Origin of the sequence: Shimazuella kribbensis DSM 45090, from assembly GCF_000428065.1 — a bacterium.
Taxonomy (GTDB): Bacteria; Bacillota; Bacilli; order Thermoactinomycetales; family Thermoactinomycetaceae; genus Shimazuella; species Shimazuella kribbensis.
Genome location: NZ_ATZF01000001.1, coordinates 379,522 through 406,477, shown reverse-complemented (window position 1 = coordinate 406,477; position 26,956 = coordinate 379,522). Strand labels below are relative to the sequence as shown.

The 26,956-nt window shown below is 38.2% G+C and carries 27 protein-coding genes and 2 pseudogenes; 4 read left to right on the top strand and 25 right to left on the bottom strand.

The features are described from left to right. Positions 1-11: 11 nt before the first annotated feature. From A3GQ_RS25485 to A3GQ_RS23125, 9 genes are all read right to left on the bottom strand, one after another. On the bottom strand, positions 12-1,499 hold the full coding sequence (locus A3GQ_RS25485; RefSeq protein WP_051271116.1) for an alpha/beta hydrolase family protein: 1,488 nt from the start codon (positions 1,497-1,499) through the stop codon (positions 12-14). A 236-nt stretch (positions 1,500-1,735) separates the two neighbouring features. After that, on the bottom strand, positions 1,736-1,978 hold the full coding sequence (locus A3GQ_RS0102305; RefSeq protein WP_028775676.1) for a hypothetical protein: 243 nt from the start codon (positions 1,976-1,978) through the stop codon (positions 1,736-1,738). After that, the gene (locus A3GQ_RS0102300) at positions 1,975-2,388 is read right to left on the bottom strand and encodes an ArsR/SmtB family transcription factor (RefSeq protein ID WP_245596715.1); all 414 of its coding nucleotides are present in this window, start codon (positions 2,386-2,388) and stop codon (positions 1,975-1,977) included. The genes A3GQ_RS0102305 and A3GQ_RS0102300 overlap by 4 nt, the downstream gene beginning before the upstream one ends. 69 nt (positions 2,389-2,457) lie before the next feature. After that, entirely contained in the window at positions 2,458-3,129 is a 672-nt protein-coding gene (locus A3GQ_RS23130; RefSeq protein WP_037463606.1) for a nucleotidyltransferase domain-containing protein, read from the bottom strand. Between the two features lie 465 nt (positions 3,130-3,594). Continuing rightward, the gene (locus A3GQ_RS0102290; protein ID WP_028775674.1) at positions 3,595-4,713 is read right to left on the bottom strand and encodes a M20/M25/M40 family metallo-hydrolase; all 1,119 of its coding nucleotides are present in this window, start codon (positions 4,711-4,713) and stop codon (positions 3,595-3,597) included. Between the two features lie 450 nt (positions 4,714-5,163). After that, entirely contained in the window at positions 5,164-6,705 is a 1,542-nt protein-coding gene (locus A3GQ_RS0102280; protein ID WP_028775673.1) for an acyl-CoA carboxylase subunit beta, read from the bottom strand. Between the two features lie 3 nt (positions 6,706-6,708). Then, positions 6,709-7,119 (bottom strand): methylmalonyl-CoA epimerase, encoded by a 411-nt coding sequence (gene mce / locus A3GQ_RS28340; RefSeq protein ID WP_028775672.1) that lies wholly within the window; start codon positions 7,117-7,119, stop codon positions 6,709-6,711. 3 nt (positions 7,120-7,122) lie between these two features. Continuing rightward, positions 7,123-7,560, bottom strand: coding sequence for a cobalamin B12-binding domain-containing protein (locus tag A3GQ_RS28335; protein ID WP_342664979.1), 438 nt, complete (start codon positions 7,558-7,560; stop codon positions 7,123-7,125). After that, positions 7,544-9,109: an acyl-CoA mutase large subunit family protein gene (locus A3GQ_RS23125; protein WP_083964048.1), complete on the bottom strand. Its 1,566-nt coding sequence runs from the start codon at positions 9,107-9,109 to the stop codon at positions 7,544-7,546. The genes A3GQ_RS28335 and A3GQ_RS23125 overlap by 17 nt, the downstream gene beginning before the upstream one ends. A 135-nt stretch (positions 9,110-9,244) precedes the next feature. Between A3GQ_RS23125 and A3GQ_RS26590 the strand changes: the two genes are divergently transcribed. Next, complete coding sequence (locus tag A3GQ_RS26590; RefSeq protein ID WP_156877510.1) at positions 9,245-9,421, top strand: hypothetical protein; 177 nt, start codon at positions 9,245-9,247, stop codon at positions 9,419-9,421. 163 nt (positions 9,422-9,584) lie between these two features. Here the strand turns inward: A3GQ_RS26590 and lipB are convergent, their stop codons facing one another. From lipB to yqiS, 7 genes are all read right to left on the bottom strand, one after another. Next, the gene (gene lipB, locus A3GQ_RS0102255; protein WP_028775670.1) at positions 9,585-10,229 is read right to left on the bottom strand and encodes a lipoyl(octanoyl) transferase LipB; all 645 of its coding nucleotides are present in this window, start codon (positions 10,227-10,229) and stop codon (positions 9,585-9,587) included. 32 nt (positions 10,230-10,261) lie between these two features. Continuing rightward, on the bottom strand, positions 10,262-11,500 hold the full coding sequence (locus A3GQ_RS0102250) for a dihydrolipoamide acetyltransferase family protein (RefSeq protein ID WP_028775669.1): 1,239 nt from the start codon (positions 11,498-11,500) through the stop codon (positions 10,262-10,264). Between the two features lie 20 nt (positions 11,501-11,520). Continuing rightward, the gene (locus A3GQ_RS0102245) at positions 11,521-12,504 is read right to left on the bottom strand and encodes an alpha-ketoacid dehydrogenase subunit beta (RefSeq protein WP_028775668.1); all 984 of its coding nucleotides are present in this window, start codon (positions 12,502-12,504) and stop codon (positions 11,521-11,523) included. A gap of 18 nt (positions 12,505-12,522) precedes the next feature. Further along, positions 12,523-13,458, bottom strand: coding sequence for a thiamine pyrophosphate-dependent dehydrogenase E1 component subunit alpha (locus A3GQ_RS0102240; protein WP_083964085.1), 936 nt, complete (start codon positions 13,456-13,458; stop codon positions 12,523-12,525). Between the two features lie 265 nt (positions 13,459-13,723). Further along, positions 13,724-15,133, bottom strand: a complete 1,410-nt coding sequence (gene lpdA, locus A3GQ_RS0102235; RefSeq protein WP_028775666.1) for a dihydrolipoyl dehydrogenase — start codon at positions 15,131-15,133, stop codon at positions 13,724-13,726. Between the two features lie 209 nt (positions 15,134-15,342). Continuing rightward, positions 15,343-16,449 carry a Glu/Leu/Phe/Val family dehydrogenase gene (locus A3GQ_RS0102230; RefSeq protein WP_028775665.1) on the bottom strand — a complete coding sequence of 369 codons (1,107 nt, stop codon included), beginning with the start codon at positions 16,447-16,449 and terminating at the stop codon, positions 15,343-15,345. An 11-nt stretch (positions 16,450-16,460) separates the two neighbouring features. Beyond that, positions 16,461-17,378: a phosphate butyryltransferase gene (gene yqiS / locus A3GQ_RS0102225; RefSeq protein WP_051271152.1), complete on the bottom strand. Its 918-nt coding sequence runs from the start codon at positions 17,376-17,378 to the stop codon at positions 16,461-16,463. A 226-nt stretch (positions 17,379-17,604) separates the two neighbouring features. Here yqiS and A3GQ_RS0102220 point away from each other — a divergent pair, with 226 nt between their 5' ends. The 3 genes from A3GQ_RS0102220 (at position 17,605) to A3GQ_RS0102210 (ending at position 19,309) form a co-directional block, all read left to right on the top strand. Then, entirely contained in the window at positions 17,605-17,898 is a 294-nt protein-coding gene (locus A3GQ_RS0102220) for a DUF2627 family protein (protein WP_028775663.1), read from the top strand. A gap of 83 nt (positions 17,899-17,981) precedes the next feature. Continuing rightward, positions 17,982-18,941, top strand: a complete 960-nt coding sequence (locus tag A3GQ_RS26025; protein WP_169818230.1) for a superoxide dismutase — start codon at positions 17,982-17,984, stop codon at positions 18,939-18,941. Between the two features lie 131 nt (positions 18,942-19,072). Beyond that, positions 19,073-19,309 (top strand): hypothetical protein, encoded by a 237-nt coding sequence (locus A3GQ_RS0102210; protein WP_156877509.1) that lies wholly within the window; start codon positions 19,073-19,075, stop codon positions 19,307-19,309. A 112-nt stretch (positions 19,310-19,421) separates the two neighbouring features. Here A3GQ_RS0102210 and A3GQ_RS0102205 read toward each other — a convergent pair whose 3' ends face one another. The 9 genes and pseudogenes from A3GQ_RS0102205 to A3GQ_RS23115 form a co-directional block, all read right to left on the bottom strand. Then, on the bottom strand, positions 19,422-20,567 hold the full coding sequence (locus A3GQ_RS0102205; protein ID WP_028775661.1) for a hypothetical protein: 1,146 nt from the start codon (positions 20,565-20,567) through the stop codon (positions 19,422-19,424). Between the two features lie 175 nt (positions 20,568-20,742). Continuing rightward, a pseudogene (locus tag A3GQ_RS0102200) lies at positions 20,743-20,907 on the bottom strand (sporulation initiation factor Spo0A C-terminal domain-containing protein); the annotation flags it as partial. 752 nt (positions 20,908-21,659) lie between these two features. Then, positions 21,660-22,436, bottom strand: a complete 777-nt coding sequence (gene spo0A / locus A3GQ_RS0102190; protein WP_037463599.1) for a sporulation transcription factor Spo0A — start codon at positions 22,434-22,436, stop codon at positions 21,660-21,662. Between the two features lie 94 nt (positions 22,437-22,530). After that, positions 22,531-22,689 (bottom strand): annotated as a pseudogene (locus A3GQ_RS0102185) (SpoIVB peptidase S55 domain-containing protein); the annotation flags it as partial. Between the two features lie 66 nt (positions 22,690-22,755). Then, a complete protein-coding gene (locus A3GQ_RS0102180) occupies positions 22,756-24,378 on the bottom strand; it encodes a recombinase family protein (protein ID WP_028775657.1) in 1,623 nt (540 codons plus the stop codon). A 151-nt stretch (positions 24,379-24,529) separates the two neighbouring features. Further along, positions 24,530-24,682 carry a hypothetical protein gene (locus tag A3GQ_RS26585; protein ID WP_156877508.1) on the bottom strand — a complete coding sequence of 51 codons (153 nt, stop codon included), beginning with the start codon at positions 24,680-24,682 and terminating at the stop codon, positions 24,530-24,532. Between the two features lie 92 nt (positions 24,683-24,774). Then, positions 24,775-25,017, bottom strand: coding sequence for a hypothetical protein (locus A3GQ_RS0102170; RefSeq protein ID WP_028775656.1), 243 nt, complete (start codon positions 25,015-25,017; stop codon positions 24,775-24,777). Positions 25,018-25,317: 300 nt separating this feature from the next. After that, complete coding sequence (locus tag A3GQ_RS0102165) at positions 25,318-26,313, bottom strand: site-specific integrase (protein ID WP_028775655.1); 996 nt, start codon at positions 26,311-26,313, stop codon at positions 25,318-25,320. A 161-nt stretch (positions 26,314-26,474) separates the two neighbouring features. Further along, the gene (locus A3GQ_RS23115; protein WP_051271112.1) at positions 26,475-26,879 is read right to left on the bottom strand and encodes a SprT-like domain-containing protein; all 405 of its coding nucleotides are present in this window, start codon (positions 26,877-26,879) and stop codon (positions 26,475-26,477) included. Between the last annotated feature and the right edge of the window lie 77 nt (positions 26,880-26,956).

The following is a 26,956-nucleotide window of genomic DNA, read 5'->3' as shown; positions in this document are numbered from 1 at the left end:
TATAAATCAATCTATAGAAAAAGGAAAAAAAGTTTCCAGTAGATAGCCCAAGGAATGAAAAGAATACCTCCAATCATAAGCAAAGTTAAGCGAATACGATGATTATTTACAACCTGTTTATTTCTCATCCAACTAATCAATAAAAAAATAGTCAGTGCTAAAACTGTGAGTGAGCTTAACTGAAGGAGAATCCATAACAAAGGTTGTCCAGCTATGACAGGGCCAACATTATCCCCTCCTTCTGTTAAAATGACAAAGGTGTAAGCCCAAAAGCCAATTACAGAAAGAATACCACTACCTGCCAATAATCTTGCTTGCCATTTGAACAGGAATGTATCTTGATCTTTTCCTTTAAATATTCGACCAAGTGCTCCAATATAATATCCTGCGAATGACAAAAGAAATACAACAATCAGTGCTAATTGGAATTTATAAGAGTCGTACCAGTGTATTTGTATCACTTCTGGTGAACTTGTACTCATTTGTATAGGTGTCTTTCCAAGTGTCTGAGCAATTGGAGCATGTCCAGTGAGTACCTTGTCAATCCAAGAAGTCATTGCTTGCGCATAACCAGGATACAGTCTAAAGACATATTCAAACCCATCATCCTTATTCATATACCCAGAATGGTTCGCTCCTTCGATAAATTGCATAGTGTATTGATGATTACCTGCTCTAGCTAAAGTTTTTTTCATAATTTCAGCACTTTCCATAGGTGGGACTTGTCGATCCTTACTCCCCCATATTGCAAGAAACGGTTGTTTTAGTTTTCGCAAAGGCGGAATGGGATCATAAAGGATAGCATCTGTTGAATTCGACATTGCTTGTATGAGGGTTACCATTAATACACGTGATCCTTTGTGAACGATAGATTCTATGATGGAGTTAGATTTAACACCTTGATGGTGAATACGATTTTCAATATTCCAAGCTTGTTGTTGCACAGGTGCCATACCTGGTGCACCAGTAACTGCTACAAATGCGATAGCATCCGATTGGGAAGCTGCTAATGGTGCTACCCATCCTCCTTCACTTACCCCCCACACTCCCACTTTTTTGGGATTTACATCTGGTCTTGATTGAACTAACTTTACTCCTGATAAAAGATCTTGTGCTAACCATTTAAAGGAACGATTTTTTTCATCATATCCTTTGGTTCGCTTATTATATATGAGGGTTACCAACCCAGCTTTTGCAAAAACTTCAGCTTCTCGTCGCCGATTCTTTTGATCTCCACCACCGTCTTTGGTAGTACCTGAACCATGAGCAAGCACAATTCCTCCTAGATGATCTCCTGGTTTATTTGGAATGAACAAAGTCCCTTTTAATTTCTCTTTATATTCCCCTGTCCCACTCTCAAACGTGACAGGTATTTCTTTAAACTCCTTTGGATTTGCAAATGCCTCTGAAGAAAAAAGGGAAAAAAGCAGCAGTCCAACTAGAGTTGTCAGAATGAAATAAGATGTGTTTCGTTTATATACATAACAGATACCTGACATGGTGTTACTTCCTTTCTAGGCTTTTCTCATGATACTTACAATCGTAGTACTCCCTTTATCGTAAATTATTTATTTTATATGTAATAAATATATTACATATGATTACTTGAGTAAACACAAAGATAAAAGATTATATATTGCGAATAATCAGATCAAAATAAGAATAAAAAAAGAATCCGTAAGGATTCCTTCCCCTGTCCACTTTTCTATTTATTCTACTTCATGAAGTATCTTCTCTATTTTTTGTGTACTCTTTTCATTTCAGCAAGTTCCAATGAAATTTGTTCTAGTTGTTTGGCTGTCGCCTCTTGTTGCTCATTTACTTGCGTGACTAATTTTTGGTACCCTGCTACTTTTGTTGCATCTGCCTTACTTTGGATGAAGGTTCTCCATGTTTTAAAACCTTGCCACAATAGAAGCATTATAATTATTGCAACGATAGGTCCAATCGCATCTTCTGGAGATAAATTTTGTATCATTCTTCTGTTTTTCTTCCTTTCTTTTTCTTGTCCATCGCTGTTAAAGATTCTATAGACATGGAGCTCACAGCTTCTGCTATTACTGCTGCATCGATGTGTAGTGAAAATGGTTTTATTTCATAATATTTCTTCGCTTTCCCATCATCAGATAGCTCTAATTTACTAGTTACCATATCTGCGTTTTCTAGACGTTGTAAATGCATATATAGCAATGGTCGACTCATATTCACTTTTCTAGCTAGTTCACTAACGTAGTTACGTTCGTTTGTTAGCATAGAAATGATCCTTAGTCGATGTGGGTTAGCTAAAGCTTCAAAAATCTTCAGCATTTTTTCACCCGTCAACTTTACAGAAGGGGTTGCATCTTGGTTTTTCATATGAAAGAAGTATATTACATACGTTTCATCCATTCAAGTAAACCGTTACACTACTTTATCTTCACAACATCAACACACATGGAAACTTCAAAATATATTGTACTATGAATAGTGTTGTTGCAATTTATGTAATATAGAAAAAAGCTGACTTATCACATTTTCTCTACTTTGATTCATATTCTCCAAAAATAAGCCATGATTTTGAAACCATATCGGTATAATTTCTGCATTTGTATCTTTTAAGCTATGTCTTAATTCTGGCAAAGTCTTGGGATATTGACTAGTTGTCAAATACCTCTCGAGTTTTAAGGCAATTACCAATAACTTCACTACTTGCATAAGACATTTGGGACTTATGTTGTTTCTTAGGAGACTATAACGAAGGTCAAGCATAGCTTCTATTAGGATTTCATTATAAAACTCGCTCACCTTTTCTTTATTAGGTGGATTCAAGGATAAATTACCGTAGGTTACAATGGACTCAAAATATTTAATCGGATCTGTTGAGCCATTATTCAAATATTTACTATAAAAATCGTCTATTGTTAAACATAATGGATAGGATATTTCCATCTTATGACGAGCAAATAAATCTCTACATTCATTCCCTACTTCTAAGAGGAGTGAAGGATTCAGTTGTTCAAAAATAAGATACACATCTAAATCTGATCCCTCCTTTTCTTCTCCTCTTGCATAACTTCCAAAAATGACAACAGCTTGAATCGATTCGAAACGATTAACCATTGTTGATGTAAATGAGTGGATAATGGACAATACTATCTCTCCTATTGTCTTATAAAATTCAATTATATCAAAACTGATAATGTAAATTTGGATATATTAACATTTGTTGGCCCTTCTTCTTTCATCCAAAATAAATCGGATGATTTCACTAGTCCAATCGATTCAACAAATCCAAAATCGCCTGTAAAACTACATCTTGTCGATCAATATGAATCCAACATTACATCGTCATGCCACGACACTTTCTTTGATATCTTGATTTGATTTTTGGTTCAAGAAGCCAAAGGAAGTGTCGTGAGGATCGAAAAAAAACAAGATAATCAACAAATGTGTTATAGATTGAATTATATGTATTGTCAATAAAATTTATATCGAATAGAAAAAAATAAATAGCCAACCCAAAATTCGTTCGGGTTGGCCTTTGTATGAATATATAAGTCCTATTTTTACACTAAAGCAGTAAAGTATAGGAAGCTACGCTAATTCATTCCCAGATTAATGGGCACTTTCTTGCACTAACGCAACGACCAATTCTGCCGCTTTTACCAACTCTGGAATAGACATCCGTTCATTGGTAGTATGAATATTTTCATAGCCAATACTTAGATTCACAGTTGGAATGCCATATCCAGCAATTACGTTGGCATCGCTTCCTCCCCCACTAACTCCCAAGTGAGGAGTACGCCCAACTTTTTTGACACCTGCAATCGCTTTTTGGACAACTAGGTCGTCTGCTGTAAAAGAATATCCTGGATACAATGATTTGGTCTCGACTTCTGCTGTTGCTCCCATTTGCTTGGCAGTTAATTGGAATGCCATCACCATTTCTTCTACTTGGTGAACCAATTTTTTCTCGTTTCTACTTCGTGCTTCTGCAAATATTTTCACATACTCTGGTACAACATTTGTAGCGATTCCACCTTGAAACATTCCGATATTTGCTGTTGTTTCTTCATCTATTCTCCCTAGTTTCATTCGGGAGATTGCCTGACTTGCAACTTGGATCGCGCTAATCCCTGATTCTGGACTAGAACCGGCATGAGCCGCTTTTCCATGAATTGCAGCTTCAATTTTTACTTGTGCTGGTGCAGAAGTAATAATTTCCCCTACTTGCCCTCCTGCATCAAAAGCAAATCCATATTCTGCTTCCATTAATGATTTATCTAAATGACGAGCTCCCACTAAACCTGACTCTTCTCCAACTGTAAATAAAAATTGTAGATTGCCGTGTGGTATATTCTTTTCCCGTAAAATACGTATACCTTCTACAATAGCAGCAATACCAGCCTTGTCATCACTGCCTAATACAGTTGTTCCATCTGTTACGATATAATCTCCGAGTATCGAGGGCTTTACCCTCTTGCCTGGTGCTACGGTATCCATGTGCGATGTGAAGTAGATGGTTGGAGCATCTGCAATACTACCTGTATAACTAGCAATTAAGTTCCCTGCATTATGTTTGGTAAAGGTAGCGGACTGATCCTCCACAACATCTAACCCTAAAGAAGATAATTTCTCCTTCAAAAAATCACAAATTGCGCGTTCATTTCCCGATTCACTGTCTATTTGCACCAAACGAATAAATTCGTCGATCAACCGATTTTTATTTACCACCGTACTGTATGCTACCTTTTAATATAGGATCTTTTTTCCGTTCTGTTTTCCTTGAACCTATATTTTTCCTCTTTCCACGTGTCGCAATACATTGCGTTTGGTGTAACACTCCAGAGGCGTTAATTCCGACAAGTCCTGCCGTATTGTACCTACTTACCTAGTCAAAATAGGTACATGTAGCTCTCCTTTCTTTTTTTGTCTGCTATGACACCAATAACATAGCTTTTATTCCATTTTTTTATTAATAAAATCACGTTCGTTGTCCCCCAATCGAATAGACCATGCTTTCGCAAATACGAATATGCTCCTTTTGTTAGGAGGAGATTTGCTCAGATTTAAAACGGACAAGTACAGTAGTTATTTATGTCAATTTTTGTTTAATTGTTCATCGCAGAAGTTGAAGGACAGCGCTCTTTATTACAGATATATTATACTTATTTTACAGAATTATTACAAGGGGATGTTACCATGTTTTTTATTAGGAGTTTGAACATGTTTGCGCTCTAACATCTCCAGCGATTGTTTTAGTTTAAGCCTTGTCTCTCTAGGATCAATTACATCATCTACCATACCGTACGCAGCAGCAACATAAGGGTTCGCAAATTGATCTTTGTACTCACTTATCTTAGCTTTTCTCGTCTCTTCTGGGGTATTGCTCTCGTCAATCTCACGCTGAAAAATAATATTGGCCGCACCTTCTGATCCCATCACAGCGACTTCCGCAGACGGCCAAGCAAATACAATATCAGCCCCGATCGATTTGCTGTTCAGTGCTACATAAGCACCTCCATAAGCTTTACGGAGAATAACCGTAATTTTAGGAACGGTTGCTTCAGTATAAGCATATAAAATCTTCGCACCATGCCGAATAATACCACGATGCTCTTGACCAACACCTGGAAAAAATCCTGTGACGTCAACAAAAGTAATAAGAGGAATTTGAAAACAATCACAAAAACGAACAAAACGACTTAGTTTGTCCGATGCATCAATATCTAACCCCCCTGCCATAAATTTGGGTTGATTGGCAACTACCCCTACTGGTCTACCATCTAAATGTGCAAACCCAACAACCAAGTTACGAGCAAATTTTTGATGAACTTCTAAAAACTCACCATTATCAAAAATGTGCTCTATTACTTTTTTTACATCATAGGCCTTCATTCCTTCCGTAGGTACTACATTTCTTAAATCTTCTATCCAATCTTCTTGATCTGGCTTTGCGGAAAATTGTGGTAATGTTCTGTTGTTATCTGGTAAATATTTTAATAAACGGCGAACATTTTCAAAAACTTCCACTTCTGAAGGTGAGGTAAAATGTACGTTCCCACTAATACTAGCATGAATATCAGCTCCACCTAGTTTTTCTGCTGATATTTTTTCTTTGGTAACGGTTTCAATTACTTTTGGCCCAGTTATAAACATTTGACTTTTTTGTTCTACCATAAACACAAAGTCTGTTAACGCAGGCGAGTAAACAGCTCCTCCTGCGCAAGGACCTAATATAACAGAAATTTGTGGTACGACTCCAGAATACATCACGTTACGTTTGAATACATGGCCATAGCCATCGAGCGAGAGTACACCTTCTTGAATTCGTGCTCCACCCGAATCGTTTAATCCGATAATGGGAGAGCCGTTTTGAGCTGCTAAATCCATCATTCGAGCGATTTTCATCGCATGCATCTCTCCGAGTGCTCCTCCAAACACAGTAAAATCTTGAGCAAATAAAAATACTACTCTTCCATCTATTTTTCCGCTTCCTGTTACCACTCCTTCCCCGGGTGCCTCTTCTTTGTCCATACCAAACGAAGTAACTCGATGTTTCACAAAGGGATTTAACTCGACAAAAGTTCCTTCATCAACAAGCATCTCAATTCGTTCTCTTGCTGTTTGTTTACCTCGTTTATGCTGAGACGCGATTCGCTTTTCTCCTCCACCAGCCCGAATCATGTCACGTCTTGCATGAAGTTCATCTATTTTTTTCTGCATCAGTTAGTCCTCCTGTGATTGCGATTGACAAAGCTCAGTTAGTACTTTACCAGTAGAAGATGGATGAAGAAAGGCAATAAGGGATTGATGTGCACCTTCTTTTGGTTCCTCATTTATAAGTGATACACCTTTTTTTTGTAAACTGGAAATCGATTGATGGATATTCTCTACCTCGTACGCAATATGATGAAAACCCTCTCCTCTTTTTTGAATGTGCTTAGCAATAGCACTTGTATCATCTACCGGTTCCAGCAATTCAATCCTGCTTTCCCCTATCTGAAAAAAAGCGACACGAACTTTTTCGCTTTCCACCAATTCTTCACCTAAAAAAGGAAATCCCAATGTATCGCGATAAAATGGTATCCATTTTTCTAATGATTCTACAGCAATGCCAATATGACTAATCTTATGCATGGGTTATCCCTCCACAGCGAACAGTTGTCGAATAAAAGAAATAGTCTGTTTTATTGTACTCCCTGGCGGAAAAATTTCTTTTATCCCTAATTGCTTTAGATTGGGAATATCTGCTTCTGGAATAACACCACCTGCAAAAATAGGAATATCCGATGCTCCCTCTTTTTCTAATAAACGAATGACTTCGGAAAATAGTTCATTATGTGCGCCAGAAAGGCAAGAAAGTCCGATCAGATCTACGTCTTCTTGAATCGCTGTCGTGACGATTTGCGCAGGGGTTTGACGGATACCCGTATAAATCACTTCCATCCCATCATCACGGAGTGCTTGTGCAATAATAAGAGCTCCACGATCATGTCCATCCAAACCCGGCTTTGCGATCAATACACGAAGTGGCTTTTGCATGATTGATTTTCTTTCCCTTCTAAACGGTGTATTCACCAAATATTTCTCGTAGTGTGTTGGAAATCTCCCCGATGGTTGCATAAGCTCGTACTGCATCCAAAATAAAGGGCATAAGATTTTCATCACTCGATGCTGCTTGCCTTAAACGATATAGACTCTCTTCAACTACTCTGTTATCTCTTTGAGCTTTTATTTTGTGAAGAGCATCTATTTGCCGTTGTGATAAAGCCGGGTCTACACGAAGTAATTCAGGCACTTTCTCTTTCTCCAGTTGAAACTGATTCATCCCTACAATAATTTGTTCCTTGGATTCGATTTGTCGCTGTGTTGCAAGTGCTGCTTTACGAATCTCTCGTTGCATAAATCCTTGTTCTACAGCAGAGACAGCACCACCTAGTTCTTCAATCTGTTTGAGATAATCAAGAGCACCTTCCTCAATCTGATCAGTCAAACTCTCTACCACATAGGAACCACCAAAAGGATCTACTGTATCCGCAATTCCACTTTCGTGAGCGAGGATCTGCTGGGTACGAAGTGCAATACGAGCAGAATCTTCTGTAGGTAATGCCAAAGCTTCATCTCGCGAATTGGTATGCAAACTTTGTGTGCCTCCCAACACTGCTGCAAGCGCTTGCAAAGTAACCCGAACAATATTGTTATCTGGTTGTTGTGCTGTCAATGTTGAACCTGCCGTCTGAGTATGAAAACGCAATTGCCATGATTTTGGAGACTTAGCATGGAATCGATTTTTCATGATATGAGCCCACATCCGTCTAGCTGCTCGAAACTTTGCTACTTCTTCTAGAAAGTTATTATGGGCATTGAAAAAAAAGGATAACCTTGGAGCAAATTGATCAATATCGAGATTCGCTCGAAGAGCAGCTTCTACATAAGCCATCGCATTGGCAAGTGTAAAAGCAACTTCTTGAATCGCAGTTGATCCAGCTTCGCGTATATGATAACCACTAATGCTAATCGTATTAAAGAGTGGAGTATGTGTTGTACAGTATTGAAAGACATCTGTTATGAGTCTCATGGAAGGTTTAGGTGGAAAGATATAAGTGCCTCGGGCAATATATTCTTTCAAAATATCATTTTGAATCGTTCCCTTTATTTGTTTCGGATCTACACCCTGCTTTTCTGCAGTAACCATATACATTGCTAAAAGAATAGATGCTGGGGCATTGATCGTCATGGAAGTACTTACTTGATCAAGTGGAATACCTTGAAACAATCTTTCCATATCATGCAGTGAGTCTATCGCTACTCCAACTTTTCCTACCTCACCAATACTCATCGAATCATCTGAGTCGTATCCTATTTGTGTAGGCAAGTCAAATGCAACACTAAGGCCTGTCTGACCTTGGTTCAAAAGATAACGATAGCGTTCATTTGTCTCTTCAGCAGAACCAAAACCTGCGTATTGCCGCATGGTCCAAAGTCTACTTCGATACATACTCGGATGAATCCCTCTCGTGTAGGGATATTCACCTGGCGATTTTTCATGTTTAGTAGTATCGGATTCGTCATATACTGTCTTTAATGGAATTCCAGATAGTGTTTCAAAACTCTTTTTACGATCCATAAGTCATTCCTCCATTGACGATTAGAAAACCTTCTCTTCACAAATCTAAAAAATAGTTTTGGGATTGTTTTTTCATTATCATTATGAGTATACTCTTCTATGTGGATGTTTACGGAAAGCAGGTGAAATTAGTTTATGGAATATTTTATGGTCCCACTACTTGTTATCACCAGTGTTCTTGCAATTATAGGTACCATGTACAACAAGCGAACTGGTAATGCTGCAGGCTTTTATATTGGAGGATTATTTACTTTAGGAACAGTAGTTGTTACCCTTATCTCTCTCTATGATCTATTTATTGGCATACAATAAAAGCTCAGACAGAGAATGCGTTTCGGTTTTGTAGATAGATACATACTTATCTACGAACAACCAAAAATGTGTGATAGGAATCGCGGTAAATCTTTTACCGCGATTTCATTTTTACTTGAACGAACAATTAACTTGACACATGTTTCTAGAAATCCATCATTATTTATGTAAATACTTGTTTCATTGCACTCTCTACTTCTACCACTACCTCATCCATTTCCACTTCTTTACCCAAAATACGAGACATAGAAGTGACTCCATAATCCGTTATTCCGCAAGGTACAATGGTCGAAAAATAACGTAAATCTGTATTAACATTTAGAGCAAAACCATGGCTTGTAATGTAACCCTTTTTATGACGAGCTTTATGAAACTTTACCCCAATTGCAGCTACTTTCTCTTCATTTACCCAAACACCTGTATGTTGTTCCATGCGACCAGCTGTAATTCCAAAAGACGATAATGCAAGTATGATTGCTTGCTCTAAATCTCGGAGATAAGAATGTGCATCGTGTTTCTGGTGATCCAAGTAAAAAATAGGATAACCTACTAATTGCCCTGGCCCATGATAGGTCACATCACCACCTCGATCAATTTCTACTACATCGATTCCTTTGGACTGATAATCTTGTGTGGACAGAAGCAAATGATGAATATGGCTTCCTCTCCCTAATGTAACAGTGTGAGGGTGTTCCAACAATAATAACTGATCTTGTATCTGTCCTTCATCTAAAGCTCGAACCATGTTCTTCTGCTCATCCCATGTAGGCTGATAGGCTACCTTTCCAAGTCGCTGCACCTCAAACATGACAAACACTCTTTTCTAACCAAAATTCCCCATTACAAAGGGGTATTTGCTTGATAGGTTTCCAATCTTTCTTTTACTCTGCCTAGAAATTGTCCCGCCGTCACACCATCTAACACACGATGATCAAGCGATAAGCAAAGATTCATCCGTTGCCGAATCGCAATCATATCTTCGATAACCACTGGCTTCTTTACAATGGATTCAAATGATAGGATAGCTACTTGTGGCTGGTTAATTATTGGTTGAGAAGCAATTGAACCAAAGCTACCAGTATTATTAACTGTAAATGTTCCACCTTGTGTATCTGCTAAACCTAAACTTCCATTTCTTGTTTTATGAATCAGATGTTGCAAAGAACGAGCTATCCCAAAAATATTTTTCTCATCCGCTTGATGGATTACAGGTACATAAAGGCCATTATCGGCTGCAATGGCAACAGAGATATTGATATCTTTTTTCAAGATAATTTTATCTCTTCCCCAAATGGAGTTTACATAAGGAAATTCTCTTAATGTATCTACAGCTGCCTTGATAAAAAATGGCATGAATGTCAGTGGTATTCCATTGGAAGCAAATTCATGTTTATATTTATTGCGAAGGGCTACTAAACCACTCACATCTGCTTCCATCATCGTCCAAGCATGTGGAATTTCCGTCTTGGATTTAACCATTCGCTCTGCGATAGTACGCCTAATCCCCGAGACAGGAACCACCTTATCTTCCACCAAAATCTCTGATGGGAATGTCTGACTTTCTTTTTTCGTATTCTCTACTGGAGTAATCACCTGTTGTTTCGCAGGTTCTACTGATTTGGTAGATTTTGTTTCCACTGCTTTTAGGACGTCTTTTCGAGTGATCCGTCCTCCTTTTCCACTTCCTGACAAAGTACGCAAATCAATCTTATTTTCTTCTGCTAGCCGAAGTACAGCTGGAGAATAGCGATGCTTCATAGATGTGGTATCATCTGATAGATTTGTTTCCTTTACTTGAGTTAACTGGGCCTCTTTGTTAGTTACTTCAAAATGTGTTTCGTTCGCTATCTCCAATTGACAAATAATCTCTCCAACAGCTATAGCTTGTCCTTCTTTAGCAAGGATTTGGCCCATTACACCATTATATAGTGATGGTATTTCTGTATTTACCTTATCCGTTTCCACTTCGCAAATAGGTTCATATTCTTCAACAGGATCACCCGGTTTTTTTAACCATCTCGAGATGGTTCCTTCTGTTACACTTTCACCCAACTGAGGCATGACAATATCAATAGTCATCTATTTCCTCTCCTCATCCACTACAGTTCTGCTAGTTCACGAATGGCAGTCGCTATTTTTTCTGGATTTAGCATAAAAGCCTTTTCTAATTTTGAATTGTATGGCATGGATGGCACATCAGGGCTACAAAGCCGACCAATAGGAGCATCCAAATCAAAAAATGCTTCTTCTGCAATGACTGCTGCAACTTCAGCACCAAATCCACTAGTTTTATTATCTTCATGTACGATGAGAACTTTTCCTGTTCGCTTTGTTGCTTCCAATACTGCCTCTTTATCCAAAGGAATTAGTGTACGCAAATCTAATACATGTACATCTATACCTTCTTCTTCTAATTTTTTAGCAGCTTCTAAAGTATAGTGAACCATTAAACCATAGGTAATAACAGTAACATCTGATCCTTCACGTTTCACATCAGCTTTGCCTATTGGAACAGTGTACGATTCACTTGGAACTTCATCTTTAATTAAACGATATAACTTTTTATGTTCAAAGAAAAGAACTGGATCATTATCTCGGATAGAAGATAGTAACAATCCTTTCACATCATAAGGTGTGCTAGGAGCTACGATTTTTAAACCTGGTACTCCAGTAAATAGCGCCTCTACGCTTTGGGAATGATAAAGCGCGCCATGTATACCGCCTCCGTATGGTGCTCGAATGACCATAGGACACTGGAATGTACCATTCGAACGATATCTCATCTTGGCAGCTTCACTTATAATTTGATTCACAGCAGGCATGATAAAATCAGCAAATTGAATCTCAGCAATTGGTCGAAGTCCGTAAGCAGCTGCACCAATGCCTACACCTACAATCGCGGATTCGGTCAATGGCGTATCTAAAACTCGGTCTTCTCCATAAAGGTCGATCAATCCATTTGTAGCACGAAATACGCCACCACGTACACCAACGTCTTCCCCTAAAATAAAGACGCTTTTGTCACGCTCCATTTCGTCCCGCATTGCCTCTGTAATAGCATCAATATAAGAAATTACAGGCATTTTCTCTCTCTCCTCTCATCAAGCATATACGTGTTTGGACAAATCGGTTGGGTCCGGGTGAGCTGCTGATTCCGCAAATTTAATCGCTTCTGTTATTTCGACGTCTAACTCTTTATTTAAAAATTCTTTTTCATCGAGTGTCCATAACTGATGGTCATCCAAGTACTTTTCCAACACAAATAAGCCGTCTCTCTTTTTTGCTTCTTCCACTTCTTCCCGTGTACGATAAGCTAAATCATCGTCATCACTAGAATGTGGAGTCAGGCGATAGGAAACTGCTTCAATGAGCGTTGGACCTTCTCCGGATCTAGCACGTTCTACTGCTTCTTTCATCACTTCATATACGCCAAAAACATCATTACCATCTACTCGAATACCTGGCATTCCATATCCTTGTCCGCGTTCAGCAACATTTCCCCCAGCCAATTGCTTTTCCAATGGAACAGATATTGCATATAAGTTATTTTCAACCAAGAAAATAACCGGTAATTTATGTACCCCTGCAAAATTCAATGCTTCATGCCAATCTCCTTGGTTACTGGAACCTTCTCCACAAGAAGTAAGTACAACATGATCTTCACCCGTTATTTTTCCAGCATACGCTATTCCAACTGCATGAAGGAATTGCGTCGTTACAGGACTTGAGCCAGAAAGTATACGATAACGATGATCTCCAAAGTGATTTGGCATTTGACGACCTCCGCTGTTTGGATCATCTTTTTTGGCAAATGCAGACAACATTTGGTCTTTTGCAGTTTGTCCAAACAAAAGAACCATCCCTAAGTCTCGATAATAGGGACATAACCAGTCTTTTTGACGATCAAGAGCATATGCTATGCCGATTTGCGTGGCTTCTTGTCCTTGACAAGAGACAACAAAAGGCAGCTTTCCGGCACGGTTTAAAAGCCACATTTTCTCATCTACTTTTCTCGCCAACAGCATATACCGATACATCTCTAATACTTGTTCATTTGTTAAACCCAATTCCTGATGCTTCAAACCAATTCCTCCTTTTAAAATATAAATTTTATCTTATCTACAAAGCGAGACTTGTGCCCTAGGTGCATCAGTGCAACTAGGCCTCTATCTGCGCCTTAAAAGGCTTGTAGGTAGGAAGTTTTTTTAGCAGATGTAGATAGGAGAGGAAGGAGATCTCATCTGCATAAGTGCAACTAGGTCTCTGTCTGCGCCTATCAGCTTGCCAATCGCCAAGTTTTCTTTAGATGCTTTGTGTCGCTTCCCCAAAAACTTCTGAAAATGTCGGGTGAGGAAAAATAACTTGTCCAATTTCCCAAGGTGAAGCATCGAGAAACTTTGCCAAACTAGCTGTGGAAATCAATTCTGTAGCTTGTACACCTATTAAATGAACACCAAGTAAATCTTGTGTCTTTTCATCTCCAATTATTTTAATAAATCCATCTGCATTTCCATAAACCAAAGGCTTACCTAGATATCGAAGAGGATATTTGTTGATCACCACATCATAACCTTGTTCCCTTGCAACCTGTTCTGTTAGTCCAATACTTGCTACCTCTGGCCGACTATAAGTACACCTCGGAACTTGATTTGGATTTAGAAGATCTATGTTTTCTCCTAACATATGATTCACTGCTAATATTCCTTCTCGTGAGGCGACATGAGCCAATTGATACCCACCTATTACATCACCAATTGCATAAATATGCGATTCTGCTGTCTGATAAGAACCATTAATGGGGATAACCCCACCTTCTACTTGGATATTGGTATTATCCAAGCCTAGATCTTCTGTGTTCGCATCTCTTCCTACAGATACTAATACTTGATTAATCGTAATGGTATGTACTGTATCTGCATCATTTTGTATAACATTAAGGGTGACTTGTCCATCATCTGTTTGAACACTATCTCCATCTACACGAGAATTGGTCCAAATCGTAACATTCCGGCCCTCTAATATTCGTTTCATCTCCATACTTATATCTTCATCTTCTTGCGGGAGAATGCGGTCGGCATATTCCACTAATACTACTTGCACACCCATGTCACTTAGCATGGAAGCCCACTCTACTCCAATTGCTCCTCCACCTACGATCAACATAGATGCAGGTAAGTCTTGTAACTCAAGTGCATCGTCAGATGTAAGGATATGTGTATGGTCTACTTCCAATCCTCTTAAATGTCGAGGACGAGAACCTGTTGCTAATAAAACAAACTTCGGGACAAGCATCTCTGCTTCTCCTTCCTGTTTTTCTACTGCAATTGTACCACCTGCTAAGGGAGAGAAAATAGATGGCCCCATTAGTCTGCCTGTACCATGATATACATCAACCTTGTTTCCGCGCAACAAGTTATTCACACCTTGGTATAATTTTGCAATTATATCTTCTTTTCGTTTTTGTACTAATTGCATATCTAAGCGTACTTGTTCAGTAGTGATCCCATATGATGTGCTTTCTTTCATTGCATGGTACATTTCGGCGCTTTTCAAAAAGGATTTGCTTGGAATACAACCTTTGTGTAGACATATTCCGCCTATCTTTTCTTTTTCTACTACTGCTACCTTTAAGCCCTTCTTTGCCGCATGTGCAGCTGCTACATACCCGCCAGGGCCTCCTCCGACCACGACTAAGTCATAATGTTGTGCCATGCACCCACTTCTTTCTCTGAATCAAAATTTTCTTCTATTCCATTTTAAAAAAACGATAATCATCAATGTCTTCCAGTCATTCAAAGTTTAAGTTAAACTTATCAAGATAAGAAAAAATTTACAATTATAACTCTTATCTGTGGAAAAAAATACCTTTTACCTAATGAGCCCAATCCTATTTTTAGATTGGGCTGGTTTTATTGTCAATCCTAACGTGTGTTCTTCTCTAAATTTAATGCATGTCTTGCATTTCGGTTAAATCTGCTTCTCACATGTTTCATCTTTGCTATCCGCTCTTCTGCTAAGTGATTTGCTGCTAAATGTGTAGTTAATCCTTCACGTTTGGCAATATCAAAAATATTTAAAACGGTATCGTATATATTGGCTACCTTTTGCATTACTCGATCTTCATTGTAGCCTGTTAACTCATCCGCTACATGGATGACTCCACCAGCATTAATTACATAGTCTGGTACGTACAGTATGCCTTTTTGTTGTAATAATTCACCATGTCTTGGCTGATGCAACTGATTGTTGGCGGCCCCTGCTACTACTTTGCATTTTAATCGATCAATGGTTTTATCATTGATGACGGCCCCAAGTGCACAAGGTGCATAGATGTCACAGTCTACATCATATATCTCGTCCGGAGCAACAGAAGACGCTCCATATTCTACAACTGCTTTAGCCACTTGCTCTTCATGGATATCAGTAACAATCAAATTTGCCCCTTCTTTTGCCAAGTACCCAAGCAAACGAAAAGCTACATTTCCCACACCTTGAACAGCAATCGTCTTACCTTCTAAAGAAGCACTTCCAAACGCTTCTTGGGCAGCTGCTCTTATTCCCTGATAAACACCATAAGCAGTAGCAGGAGAAGGATTGCCGGCTGAACCAGATGCAGAGGAATAACCTGTGACATAACTGGTCTCCAAATGGATCAGTTCCATATCACTTTCTGTAGTTCCCACATCTTCTGCTGTGATGTAGCGGCCATTTAAACCCTCTACATAGCGGCCAAACATACGAAAAAGAGCCTCACTCTTATCTTTCCGTGAATCTCCAATAATAACAGCTTTTCCACCGCCTAGGTTTAAACCAGCAACAGCCGCTTTGTATGTCATCCCTTTTGCTAATCGCAGAACATCTTCAATGGCATCTTCATCTGATTGGTAGTTCCACATTCTCAGCCCGCCCAAAGCTGGACCAAGGGTTGTATCATGGATACAGATGATAGCTTTTAGACCAGATACTTCATCTTGGCAAAATACCAACTGTTCATAATTACTCTCTTGTAAGCGATCAAACAATTTCATGAGATATCCCTTCATTTCATTCGATTTGAATTAGCTGCTTGTACTACTGCTAAAGCAATAGAATATAACTTTGCTTCTGCGGAGTCCGCGCGTGATGTCAATACAATGGGAGCTTTCGCACCTAGCACCAAAGCACCGATCTTTGCATTTGCAAAATACACCATCGATTTGTAGAGAATATTTCCCGCTTCAATATCTGGAACTAATAAGACATCTGCAAGCCCTGCTACAGGACTATCAATCCCTTTATGTGCTGCTGCTTCAACAGATATTGCATTATCCAATGCAAAAGGACCATCGATAACAGCACCTCTCAGCTGTTTCCGACGATTCATCTGTGCAAGAGCTGCTGCATCCAGCGTTGCCTGCATATTGGGATTCACTACTTCTACGGCTGCAAGAGCAGCAATTTTAGGTTCATCACAACCAAGTGCATAACAAAGGTCAATCATGTTTTCTACAATTTGAAATTTCTCTGGTAAAGTAGGTGCTACATTAAGGGCTGGATCTGTTACATGGATTAAACGATTGTATCCAGGTACTTCAAAAGAAGCCACATGACTAAGAACTCTCCCACTTCGCAAACCTTTTTCTTTATGTAGGATAGCCCTTAAAAAATCAGCGGTTTGTACCATACCTTTCATCACAACATCCGCTTTTCCCTCTCTTACCGCAGTTACTGCACCACTGCAAGCGGCTTGGATACTGGAAGTGTCAACGATCGACTCTTGTCCCCCTAGAACAAGGCCGATCTCCTTACAAATACGCTCAATTTCTTTTTGCTTTCCGTACAATTGAAACTGAGCAATACCATGTTTCTTTGCATCTAGTACTGCTTCTAAAACTTCCTGATCATCTGCTGCTGCAACAGCAACTGTTACGGGAGGCAGTGATTCAGCTTTTGCGAGTATTTCTTGAAATGTCGCCAACTTACTCACAACGTATTCCTCTTTTCTCTATCTGGTTTCCATTCATAGGGTTTGCGAAAAAGACTTTTTGAATACCTACATCCTCCTACCCAAGAGAAAACAAGAGAATCAATCACATTTCTTTACCGATTATGTATGGTTAACAGTACAATCCTATCATACCACACAGGTGGATATCGTGGAGTAAATGGAGTAAAATGAAAACGGACTAGGAAGGAGAAACAGCATGCAAAATCAAGTTTTCCAACGAATCATCGCTATTCTTCTCATGTGTGTTCCTGGTGTGATCAGTGTTTATGGTTGGACACTCATGCGAGATATCCTATTTTCGACAGCAGCTGGGGTTAAATTTCCAATCTTTACATTTGCGATCGGCCTTATTCTTTTTTTACTCGGTTTAGCTATCGTAGGTGGATTTATTTTTTATCGGGATAAGAAACGAAATAAAATCCAACCCAAACTGCTTAAGAAATCAGATGAATATAAAAAAGAAAAACATGCTTTTTTGGATAAAGTTTAGATCCTTGGACAACTCGAGGATCTTTTTTTATGCATGTTTTTTACGACAAATGCATATTTTCCTATTGGAGGGGGATTAGATATATGTCCACTTATCAAGAATGGTATGAAAAATGGCTAAAAGAACCTATCCTTGAAACGATACGTTTTCACCAAAATTGGTTGCTACAAGATCCATATGATTTGGAAAATAATTCTCATCAGACCTTAAAGAAAAGACTAAAAAAACTAGAAACAGAAGTCAAAAGTTCTACTCCTAATCCCAATAGTTATTATCAATATCTGCAAAAATTAGTGGAGATTGAGAGAGAATACACCTCATATTTAGAAGAAGATGGATTTGTAAACTTTTATACTGATGCATATGTAAGTAATGAAGGAAATGATGAAGAAATCACGGAAACACATACATATGACCGAGTACCTATCGGAAAACACCAGCTTCCACCACTTCCCTACGCTTACAATGCACTTGAGCCATATATCGATGAGCAAACTATGTACCTTCATCATGATGAACACCATAAAAAATATGTAGATGACTTAAATAAAGCGGAAATAATGCTAGAAAAAGCAAGGATCACCAATCAATATGATCTGGTTAAACATTGGGAGCGGGAACTCGCATTTAATGGAGCTGGTCACTATCTGCATACCTTATTTTGGGAGACGATGAGACCAAATGGCGGGGGAGAACCGACAGGTTCTTTAAAACGGGATATATGCCGTGACTTTGGTAGCTTTCACCAATTTAAAAAGCACTTTTCTGAGGCCGCAGAAAAAGTGGAAGGTGGTGGTTGGACGATTCTTGTGTATAGCCCACGGTCACATCGATTGGAAATTCTTCAAGCAGAGAAACATCAAAACCTTTCTCAATGGGATGCAATACCACTGTTGCCAATAGATATGTGGGAGCATGCTTATTATTTAAAATATCCCAATAAACGAAAAGAATATATCAAAAACTGGTGGAATGTCGTAAATTGGCCAGCCGTTCAAGAACGCTACCGAAAAGCAAAAAAATTAACTTGGAAGCCTTATTAAACCCTATAGAAAAGCCATTTCCTATATAATGAAATTAAACTACAAGAAAAGAAACGTCGCTGGATATGCATCCCATAAATAATAAGGACTACCCAACTATTGCCAAACTATCGATAGAAGGGGTTGGGATGATGAGTAAAAAAAGAAGAACACGTGACAAAGAAAGCCAAAAGAAAGCAAAACCACGCTATACGAACTATGCACATATCTTTTACAAAGAAGAAGTCGCCCCATTGGAACGGGCATATAAGCGAGCTTTATTAGGGGAGCAATACAAAGAAGCTGAAGATATTTTTATGAAAATTCGGGAAGTAAAGAAGAAACATCGAACAATACTGATGCGCAAACAATTTGTAAAAATAAAATGAACAAAAACGTGGGCGGCCGGGCGCATTCCTTTATGGGGAACGAACCCGGCCGTCTTTATGGGATTTTTTCTATCCCTTTTGTTTTTTTATTGTTTCTCTTTCTCTCTATGCACTATGCAGCGAGGTCGACGTTGAGATCAACGGCTCCCTCGGGACGCGGAGGAAGAAGGATCTCCATGGGGATCTTCTCCTTGGGCCCGAAGGCCAGACCCGCGCCAACAAGTCCTCCCTGAGTCGCGTACACGATCTCCTGAAGATGCTTGTACTTCTTGATTCCGGCGAAGTGGTTGCCGTTTTCGCCCTCAAACGCTGCGATACCAGTCATGGAGATGATACCACGACTGGACGACAACTTCTCGCAGTTCTCGGGGATCAGCTCGTTCATGTCGAAGCCCTTCATGAGGGCCCGACCGAACGGGTTGTTGCAGAAGAGCATGTCCTGAATCAGGTAGAAGAGAACCCTCTTAGCTACCTCTTCGCGAGCAAGGATCCGCTGATACTTCTCGAACCCCTGCTCGGGTTCCAGATCCGGGTTGTACCCCTTCTGACGATCGAAACCAAGCTTGCTCGGCGTCTCGAGGATCCGAGCAAACTCCGCAGACTCCTTCGGAATCTTCCGCTTCAGCTTGTTGAGCTGACGTTCCAGCCACCAACCCGATACCTTCCGAGTTGCGAGAAGCTGAATGCGCTTCTTCAGCGTCTCGTGCTTCTTGCGCACGAGCTTGGCGATTGCAGCAGCAATGGCAGCCACCCAGTCATCCAAGTGCATGAAGCAGTCCTTCGTCTTGTCGATCATGTCGAGGAGCTTGAACTCCCCCTTGTGGGTGTCCATGTAACCGAAGTCGCGACGAGCATCCTCACCGAAGAAGGTGAGGACGAAGTAGCAACCGCTCTCGTCAATGGTGGCAGTACCACAGTCCGACTGGATCGCCAACACGATGGACCCGTACTTCGGCATCAGAAGGCTGTAGATCTCCTTCTGACGCCCGATGAAGTCAAGCATCATGTCTCGGCCGATATGCGCCATGCCTTCGAAAAGGCTAGTCACAATCTGGAGAGATTCCTCGTACTCCCGCCGGTTCTTCTTGCCTTCTTCGGCAGAGTAACCATAGCGCTTCTTGTTGAGGTAGATCGCCAGATCGATGATGTCGTGCCCGCTGAGCTTCGGACCAACGAGCTTGAGCGCCTCAAGAACACTCTGCCACGACTGGATGCAGAGTTCTCCCTTGTCGGGCTCAACTACTCCGGGAATACCCATTTACTATTTTCTTTCTACTAAAGTCCTACCCCTGATGGTGAACTTGCTATCATTATAGTAAATCTTTCATTGTAGAAGCAAATTTATTTTCTCGCTATTTACAAAAATTTAAAAAACCCTTCCAAAATTGAAAGGGTATACATTTCCTAATATTTTGTTATTACATTTGTTTTTTTTAAGCCATTTTATGTTCAATCCGCAATTTATCTGCGACCATGGCGATAAATTCGCTGTTGGTTGGTTTTGCTTTTACTACATTTATGGTATATCCAAATAAATTTTTAATTGAGTCCATATTTCCTCTGCTCCATGCCACTTCAATCGCATGGCGAATGGCTCTACGTGTTAAAAAAGATAAAACGATATCCAACATTTATCAGCTTCGATTTTTTCTATTTTGGTTTCACCATCCAAAATCACAAAGAACCAGAAGCACCAACATATAAATAGGAGGCGTTGAAAAAACACGATTAAAGGCAGAAATGAATGGAGACATCGAATCAGTGGTGAGCTATAGCACAATAAAAAATGCGTTCACTAGAAAAAAAGAAATACCAGAAAAAGTATCGAAAACCATGAAAAGTAGTAGTATCAAAAGCTCTTAAAACCTTAATTGATCCTCTCAACTAAGGAGCGTTTTTATTTCGTTTGGGCTTAATATTCTCAATTCCCCTTGCAATATCTATAGTTATTTCTCTTTCCTGATACAAAAAATTAAGAAACACTTTGATATTCCTCAAATAACTTAAAATTATTGTATCGTTAATTGGTTTATTGGGTAATCGTGTCGAATGTGCACAGGAATAAGCTTTTTTACTTCCATTAAGTCAAATTCACGATTTAGATAAATACCAAAAAGCTTTAATGTCTGTTCATAACTTGCTAGGTTTTTCTTGAAAGATTTTTAGCCTAACAGTAGAAGCTAAAATTGTCCAAAATAAAATACACCGTCCTTTTACCAGATATCCCAGTAAAGGTTGGTGTATAGTTAAACCGCTTTCATATATTCGTTGGCAGCAATAGAATATTAGTTGGTATACTTGCGTTAATATTCCAATAATGTTTCTTACCAAAAGTCACGTTATTACTCAGTTACGCCATTTTATGCTCAATCCGCAATTTATCTGCGACCATGGCAATAAATTCGCTGTTGGTCGGTTTTGCTTTTGCTACATTTATGGTATAACCAAATAAATTTTTAATCGAGTCCATATTTCCTCTGCTCCATGCCACTTCAATCGCATGGCGAATGGCTCTTTCTACTCGACTTGGAGTAGTATTAAATTTTTTAGCAATTCGAGGATATAAGGTTTTCGTGATTGCTCCTAGTAAATCCACTTCATTGTACACCATCGTGATGGCCTCTCTCAAATACAAATACCCTTTAATATGTGCAGGAACGCCAATCTCATGTATAACAGTCGTAATATTTGCATCCAAATTGCCAAGACGGGAAGGTACAGGGATGGTTGCCCTTACACGTGATGTTGTAGGTGTAGCTCCGCCAATCATTTGGCGTATTCTTTCCGTTAGCACGTCCATATCAAACGGCTTTAAAATATAATAAGATGCACCGAGTTCAACAGCTCGCTGAGTAATATTTTCTTGACCAAAGGCAGTCAGCATCACGATCTTTGGTTGGGTAGGGAGATTCATTTGTTGAAGTTGTTCTAATACCCCAAGTCCATCGAGATGAGGCATGATAATATCTAACACAAGTACATCTGGTGCATCATCTTTTATTAGCTCCAACACCTCACCACCGTTATAAGCAGCTCCAATTACTTCCATATCTTCTTGGCTGTTAAAGTGTTCTTTTAATAATTGAGTAAATTCTCGATTATCATCTGCGATAATCAACCGTATCATCTTTCTTTCCCCCTTATCTTTCAAAATGGTTGTTTAACATTTTCGACAAATGAACGAACCTTTCCTTCTTCCTATAATTGCCATTTAAAGAATGTCAAGGTTTTCCGCCTCTATAATGGCAGTCTTTAACCAATATGAAAAAAGCGGTACCCTTTAAGGTATCCGCAATGGTTTGTACATCTGCATCCTTTAGCATCCATTCAATAAATGTGCCATAACCGGCAGATGGATCATTCACAAATACATGTGTAACCCATTGATGACCAACTTTCGTTCGCATTTTAGGCGGCTTAAAGTATTTATTAGGATACTCTCTGTTTTATGACAGCACCAAATTCTTTAAAAGTATTCCGTCCTTCAGAACAAAGTCTAATTCCAATATTGGAGGTCTCTCTTTAAATCCTGGTTTTATTTTTTTCACTTCTACTTCATGAAAAATTGCAGAAAGCAAACCATTACGACGCTCATCCGTTTTTGCTTTTTGGTAGTAATCGAGAATCTCTGTGAGGTTTTCTAGAACGTTTTCACAATTTTCAGCATCCATTTCCTTAGACGCACTTGCTTCATCACTTGCCTTCGATATCTGCTGTTCTTGTGAACGTAATTTAATAACCTCAGATTCAATTTCTTTTTTACGTATTAAAAATTCTTCTCTTGTATACTCTCCATCCTCTCTCATTTCTTGGGCTGCACGTAATCTTTTCTTTGCTTTCTCAATCTTCTTTTGAATAATTAGTAGTTGAGCTTCCCTGTGTTGGATTTGAAATTCGTTCAAATGGTTTTCCGTTCGAATGATTTCATTAATATAGATTGAAAACTCTTCTTTATTCATTCCTACTATATCATTTAATCTAGCTATAATTGCTTTTTCTACTGCATTGTACATAATATTGTTATTACATCCGAGAGTTCGGCATCGTAACAAAGCAATAGTTTCACCATTTTTTGGCTGTGAACTCTTATACATGTGTTTCTTACAATTTTTACATTTGATTAAACCTGTTAAAGTGGATATAGCTTGAAATGTATTTCTACCTTTACGATTTTTCGTACTATTGCCTTTGCGTTTTTCTTGTGCATCTTCCCATACTTCTCTTTCAATAATAGCTTCATGGGCATCTTTCACATAGACATGTTCATCTTCTGGTCTTGCTCTTTTCTTTCCTTTCTCTAATTCCTCAGTTCGATTAAAAAGCACATCTCCACAATAGGCTGGATTTGTCAATATACGTTTAATAACTGAGGCATCCCACTTATCTGAACCTCTTGGAGATTTAATCTTCATACGATATAACTCACTCGAAATTGCTTTATCGCCCATACCCTTACCATCTTTACCATCAAGGTATAGTGAGTATATGAGTCTAATTATGTCTGCTGTTTCCTCTAAAACTTCTAATTTTCGAGTCTTTTTATTCAAGGTGTAACCGTATGGTATTGCGTTTCCACCAGGCATCCATTTCCCCATCATGGCGAAAGCTCTTTTAGCAGATTTTACACGCGCTCGGTATTGATTCAACTCTTGCCTAGAAGTAAAGGTCTGAATGTCAAAGATGGTTGCATTGCTTGCATCATTTAAATCATATGTCCCTGTATCAGTTATAACCTTGGTTCTATTTCTTTTAAAAATTAATTCGATATCTGCGAGATCCTGATGTGCACCCCTAGTAATACGAGAAACCTCTTTAACTGCAATACTTTGAAAGTGACCTTCATCTATCAATTCTAGTAGACCTTTAAAAACCGGTCTATCTTCAATAGTTGAACCACTCTGTACCTCTTTGTAAATCTTGTATTCATCAATACCCATTCTTTTTAGAAAATCTTCCATATATACTAGTTGAGCTGTCAGAGTATCTTCTCCAGTTTGCTTTTCTCTGGTTTCATCAGCCCTTGATCGACGAATATAGAGTGCTACTCGTCCATATTCAGCTTCTTTCAATCGTTTTCCCTCCTCACCTTCATGATTTTATCCGTTGTTGGCCTAATGTGTCAACCTATAAGCCAACTTTATTATATTTTATTCTACAAAGAAAATGTCCCGCTGAAAATTCAACGAGACATTTTATCTAGATATGAATTTATTATTTAAATTACATTCCCAATACAATCTTAGCAATTTCTTTAGCCAATCTTTCTCTATTCTTTTTCCTCTCTTTTTCGCTACTTCTTCTATATCTATATGTGGATTTACAATGAGTTGTTTCATTAGTCATAACTACTTGTTCTTCATTTTTATCTTCCATATGAGCCTCCCTTTTTTACAGCTTGTCGTTTTTTTTAACTTTTATACCTAAATGTAGGTCGTTTAATAAATAACATATATATATGATTATATTTAGCTCTTATCATAGCCTAAACTATTTGTTTCTAATCTATTATCACTCTTCAACTTAAAAGCGATAAGTCTTTCTTGTTTTTCTTTATCTTCCGTATCCCAATTGAATAGGTTATTTTTTGGTACCATTATTGGCATTAACATTTCGATAACCAGCTTACTTCCTGCAAAATAATATATATCATTCGAAACGTATATATGGGTTGCTAAAATATTGGTATAAATTAGATTTTCAATTGGCATTCATCATTACCGTCGTGTCATTCTCAAGGGTAATAACTTTTGTCTTATGTGATAAATTTTCCTGCACAGGACAAACATCATATGAAGACTCGAAACAAAATGCTCCTTCCTTATCAGTTTGTTTTGAGTCTTCATCCCACAAGCAAACAGCCATTTATATTATTATTTATTGATTTATGTCAGTTAAATGGGAGAGCGGCGTTATGTATGGTTTTCCTAGCTCTTTCTTATCTAAGGATAATATCTACCTGTTTTGTGGGAGTTTTAAAATAACTACAAAACTTAGCACCCGTGCCTCACTCATCTTGGATACATATTGTTTATAAGATCTTTAGTCAGAAAGCCCTTTATGTTGAAGTATGTATTTAAATTAAAGCGATCAGCGATAATTTTCAAATCAGAGATAGTAACATCCTCATCATTTTGCACAAGTTGACTTGCTAGATATATCATCCCGCTACGCTGTATCAACTTAGCAGTAAAAGATTTAATGCCTAAGTCATCTCCAATTAACTTGATTCTTTTATAAATAACAAATCTATCTGTTGGTTTGTTTATATCTTCAGAGTTTTTAGTGATAGAGGCTCTGACAACATAATCATTTTGAACTAAATCAGTAAAATCTCTCACATTAGATGCTTCTGTCGACATATTTCCATTCTTTTTAATGTATTGCTTTTGATTTATTGCACCTCTTATAAGTTCCATGGCATGATCACTTACTTTGATCGTCCTCTCAGTAAACTTCGATGGATATCCATTCTCATCAACTTCAAGGCTATTAATAAGATGTAAAGAATTTTTTTCAAAATCACAATCACTAACCTTTAAATTCCCAATTTCTGAAACCTGTTTTCCAGATAGGCCTTCAAATAGCAAACGAAAAATAACAGCATCTTGATAATTAGCGCATTTCTCTTCATACCTGCGAAGCTGTTTTTCAGTTATATACTCTTCTTTGTCAGTTATATACTTATCAAAATCGTCCGAACTTAATTTTCTTAGAGGATTCTTGTCTGTAAGCCCTTGTTCCATACTCCAATTTAAATAACTTGAAATTATTCGTCCATAAGATTCAATAGTGTGTCGATTGTTTGCTTTGAAATCATACAGTATCTTTTCTAATTCCTCTATTGAGAATTGATTTATGTCTTTTCCTAAAGATTCTTCATAAACAAATGTATTATAAAAAATCCTAGAATAATATTTAATTGTTCCTTCATTGTTTGTAACAGATTTAAAAAATTCATTTTTTACTTCAGGATTAAATAAAGAAATGTTATTTTCTTTTTTCATAGATTTTTACTCTCCCATAATTCATTTCATCTCTTATTTCTCATAAAAGCAAAAAATAATAGAATCCCTGCGTAAATTTTTTTACTCATATTGGCTCTCTCCATTAAGCAATCTTTATTTCCTTGTAGATTATATTTGCTTTACAACAACTTGAATGATATCTATTGTGTTTTAAATCTCCTTGCACTCTCAGCTATTGTATTTTGACAATGTTCACTTACATATACATGCGTCTTACCCTTAAGTTTCATGACTCCTGTTTTCACAACACCTAATTTCTTTAGTTCTTTCTCAAAATAAGGAACACCATCATCGTATGGCTTCTCTATCATAAAGCAAGCATAATGGACTAACTCATGTTTTAAAACGTCTATTAATTCAACTTCGGTGTAATTAAAAATTAGTTTTTTTGATAATTCGATTCGAACGGCTTTGGTACCTTCATATTGCTTTTTTCTAAATACTGCTCTCCCGAGTGTTCTGGATAACCTACCATTTAACTGGATAGGTATATTCAAATACAATTCATATCCTTCTTGAAGAAAATCGTTTGCAATTTGAGTCATTCTGTTTCATTTCATTAAAAATGTCATTATTTTTAGCTCCTGTCAATAGCCTAACAGAGACTTCTGCATAATAGGGC

Coding starts and splice junctions, on each gene's coding strand:
- A3GQ_RS25485 (WP_051271116.1), bottom strand. CDS start 1,499: ATGTCAGGTATCTGTTATGTATATAAACGAAACACATCTTATTTCATT.
- A3GQ_RS0102305 (WP_028775676.1), bottom strand. CDS start 1,978: ATGATACAAAATTTATCTCCAGAAGATGCGATTGGACCTATCGTTGCA.
- A3GQ_RS0102300 (WP_245596715.1), bottom strand. CDS start 2,388: ATGGATGAAACGTATGTAATATACTTCTTTCATATGAAAAACCAAGAT.
- A3GQ_RS0102280 (WP_028775673.1), bottom strand. CDS start 6,705: ATGCAGAAAAAAATAGATGAACTTCATGCAAGACGTGACATGATTCGG.
- mce (WP_028775672.1), bottom strand. CDS start 7,119: ATGCATAAGATTAGTCATATTGGCATTGCTGTAGAATCATTAGAAAAA.
- A3GQ_RS23125 (WP_083964048.1), bottom strand. CDS start 9,109: ATGGATCGTAAAAAGAGTTTTGAAACACTATCTGGAATTCCATTAAAG.
- A3GQ_RS26590 (WP_156877510.1), top strand. CDS start 9,245: ATGGAATATTTTATGGTCCCACTACTTGTTATCACCAGTGTTCTTGCA.
- lipB (WP_028775670.1), bottom strand. CDS start 10,229: ATGTTTGAGGTGCAGCGACTTGGAAAGGTAGCCTATCAGCCTACATGG.
- A3GQ_RS0102250 (WP_028775669.1), bottom strand. CDS start 11,500: ATGACTATTGATATTGTCATGCCTCAGTTGGGTGAAAGTGTAACAGAA.
- A3GQ_RS0102245 (WP_028775668.1), bottom strand. CDS start 12,504: ATGCCTGTAATTTCTTATATTGATGCTATTACAGAGGCAATGCGGGAC.
- A3GQ_RS0102240 (WP_083964085.1), bottom strand. CDS start 13,458: ATGTATCGGTATATGCTGTTGGCGAGAAAAGTAGATGAGAAAATGTGG.
- lpdA (WP_028775666.1), bottom strand. CDS start 15,133: ATGGCACAACATTATGACTTAGTCGTGGTCGGAGGAGGCCCTGGCGGG.
- A3GQ_RS0102230 (WP_028775665.1), bottom strand. CDS start 16,449: ATGAAATTGTTTGATCGCTTACAAGAGAGTAATTATGAACAGTTGGTA.
- A3GQ_RS0102220 (WP_028775663.1), top strand. CDS start 17,605: ATGCAAAATCAAGTTTTCCAACGAATCATCGCTATTCTTCTCATGTGT.
- A3GQ_RS26025 (WP_169818230.1), top strand. CDS start 17,982: ATGTCCACTTATCAAGAATGGTATGAAAAATGGCTAAAAGAACCTATC.
- A3GQ_RS0102210 (WP_156877509.1), top strand. CDS start 19,073: ATGAGTAAAAAAAGAAGAACACGTGACAAAGAAAGCCAAAAGAAAGCA.
- A3GQ_RS0102205 (WP_028775661.1), bottom strand. CDS start 20,567: ATGGGTATTCCCGGAGTAGTTGAGCCCGACAAGGGAGAACTCTGCATC.
- spo0A (WP_037463599.1), bottom strand. CDS start 22,436: ATGATACGGTTGATTATCGCAGATGATAATCGAGAATTTACTCAATTA.
- A3GQ_RS26585 (WP_156877508.1), bottom strand. CDS start 24,682: ATGGAAGATAAAAATGAAGAACAAGTAGTTATGACTAATGAAACAACT.
- A3GQ_RS0102170 (WP_028775656.1), bottom strand. CDS start 25,017: ATGCCAATTGAAAATCTAATTTATACCAATATTTTAGCAACCCATATA.
- A3GQ_RS0102165 (WP_028775655.1), bottom strand. CDS start 26,313: ATGAAAAAAGAAAATAACATTTCTTTATTTAATCCTGAAGTAAAAAAT.
- A3GQ_RS23115 (WP_051271112.1), bottom strand. CDS start 26,879: ATGACTCAAATTGCAAACGATTTTCTTCAAGAAGGATATGAATTGTAT.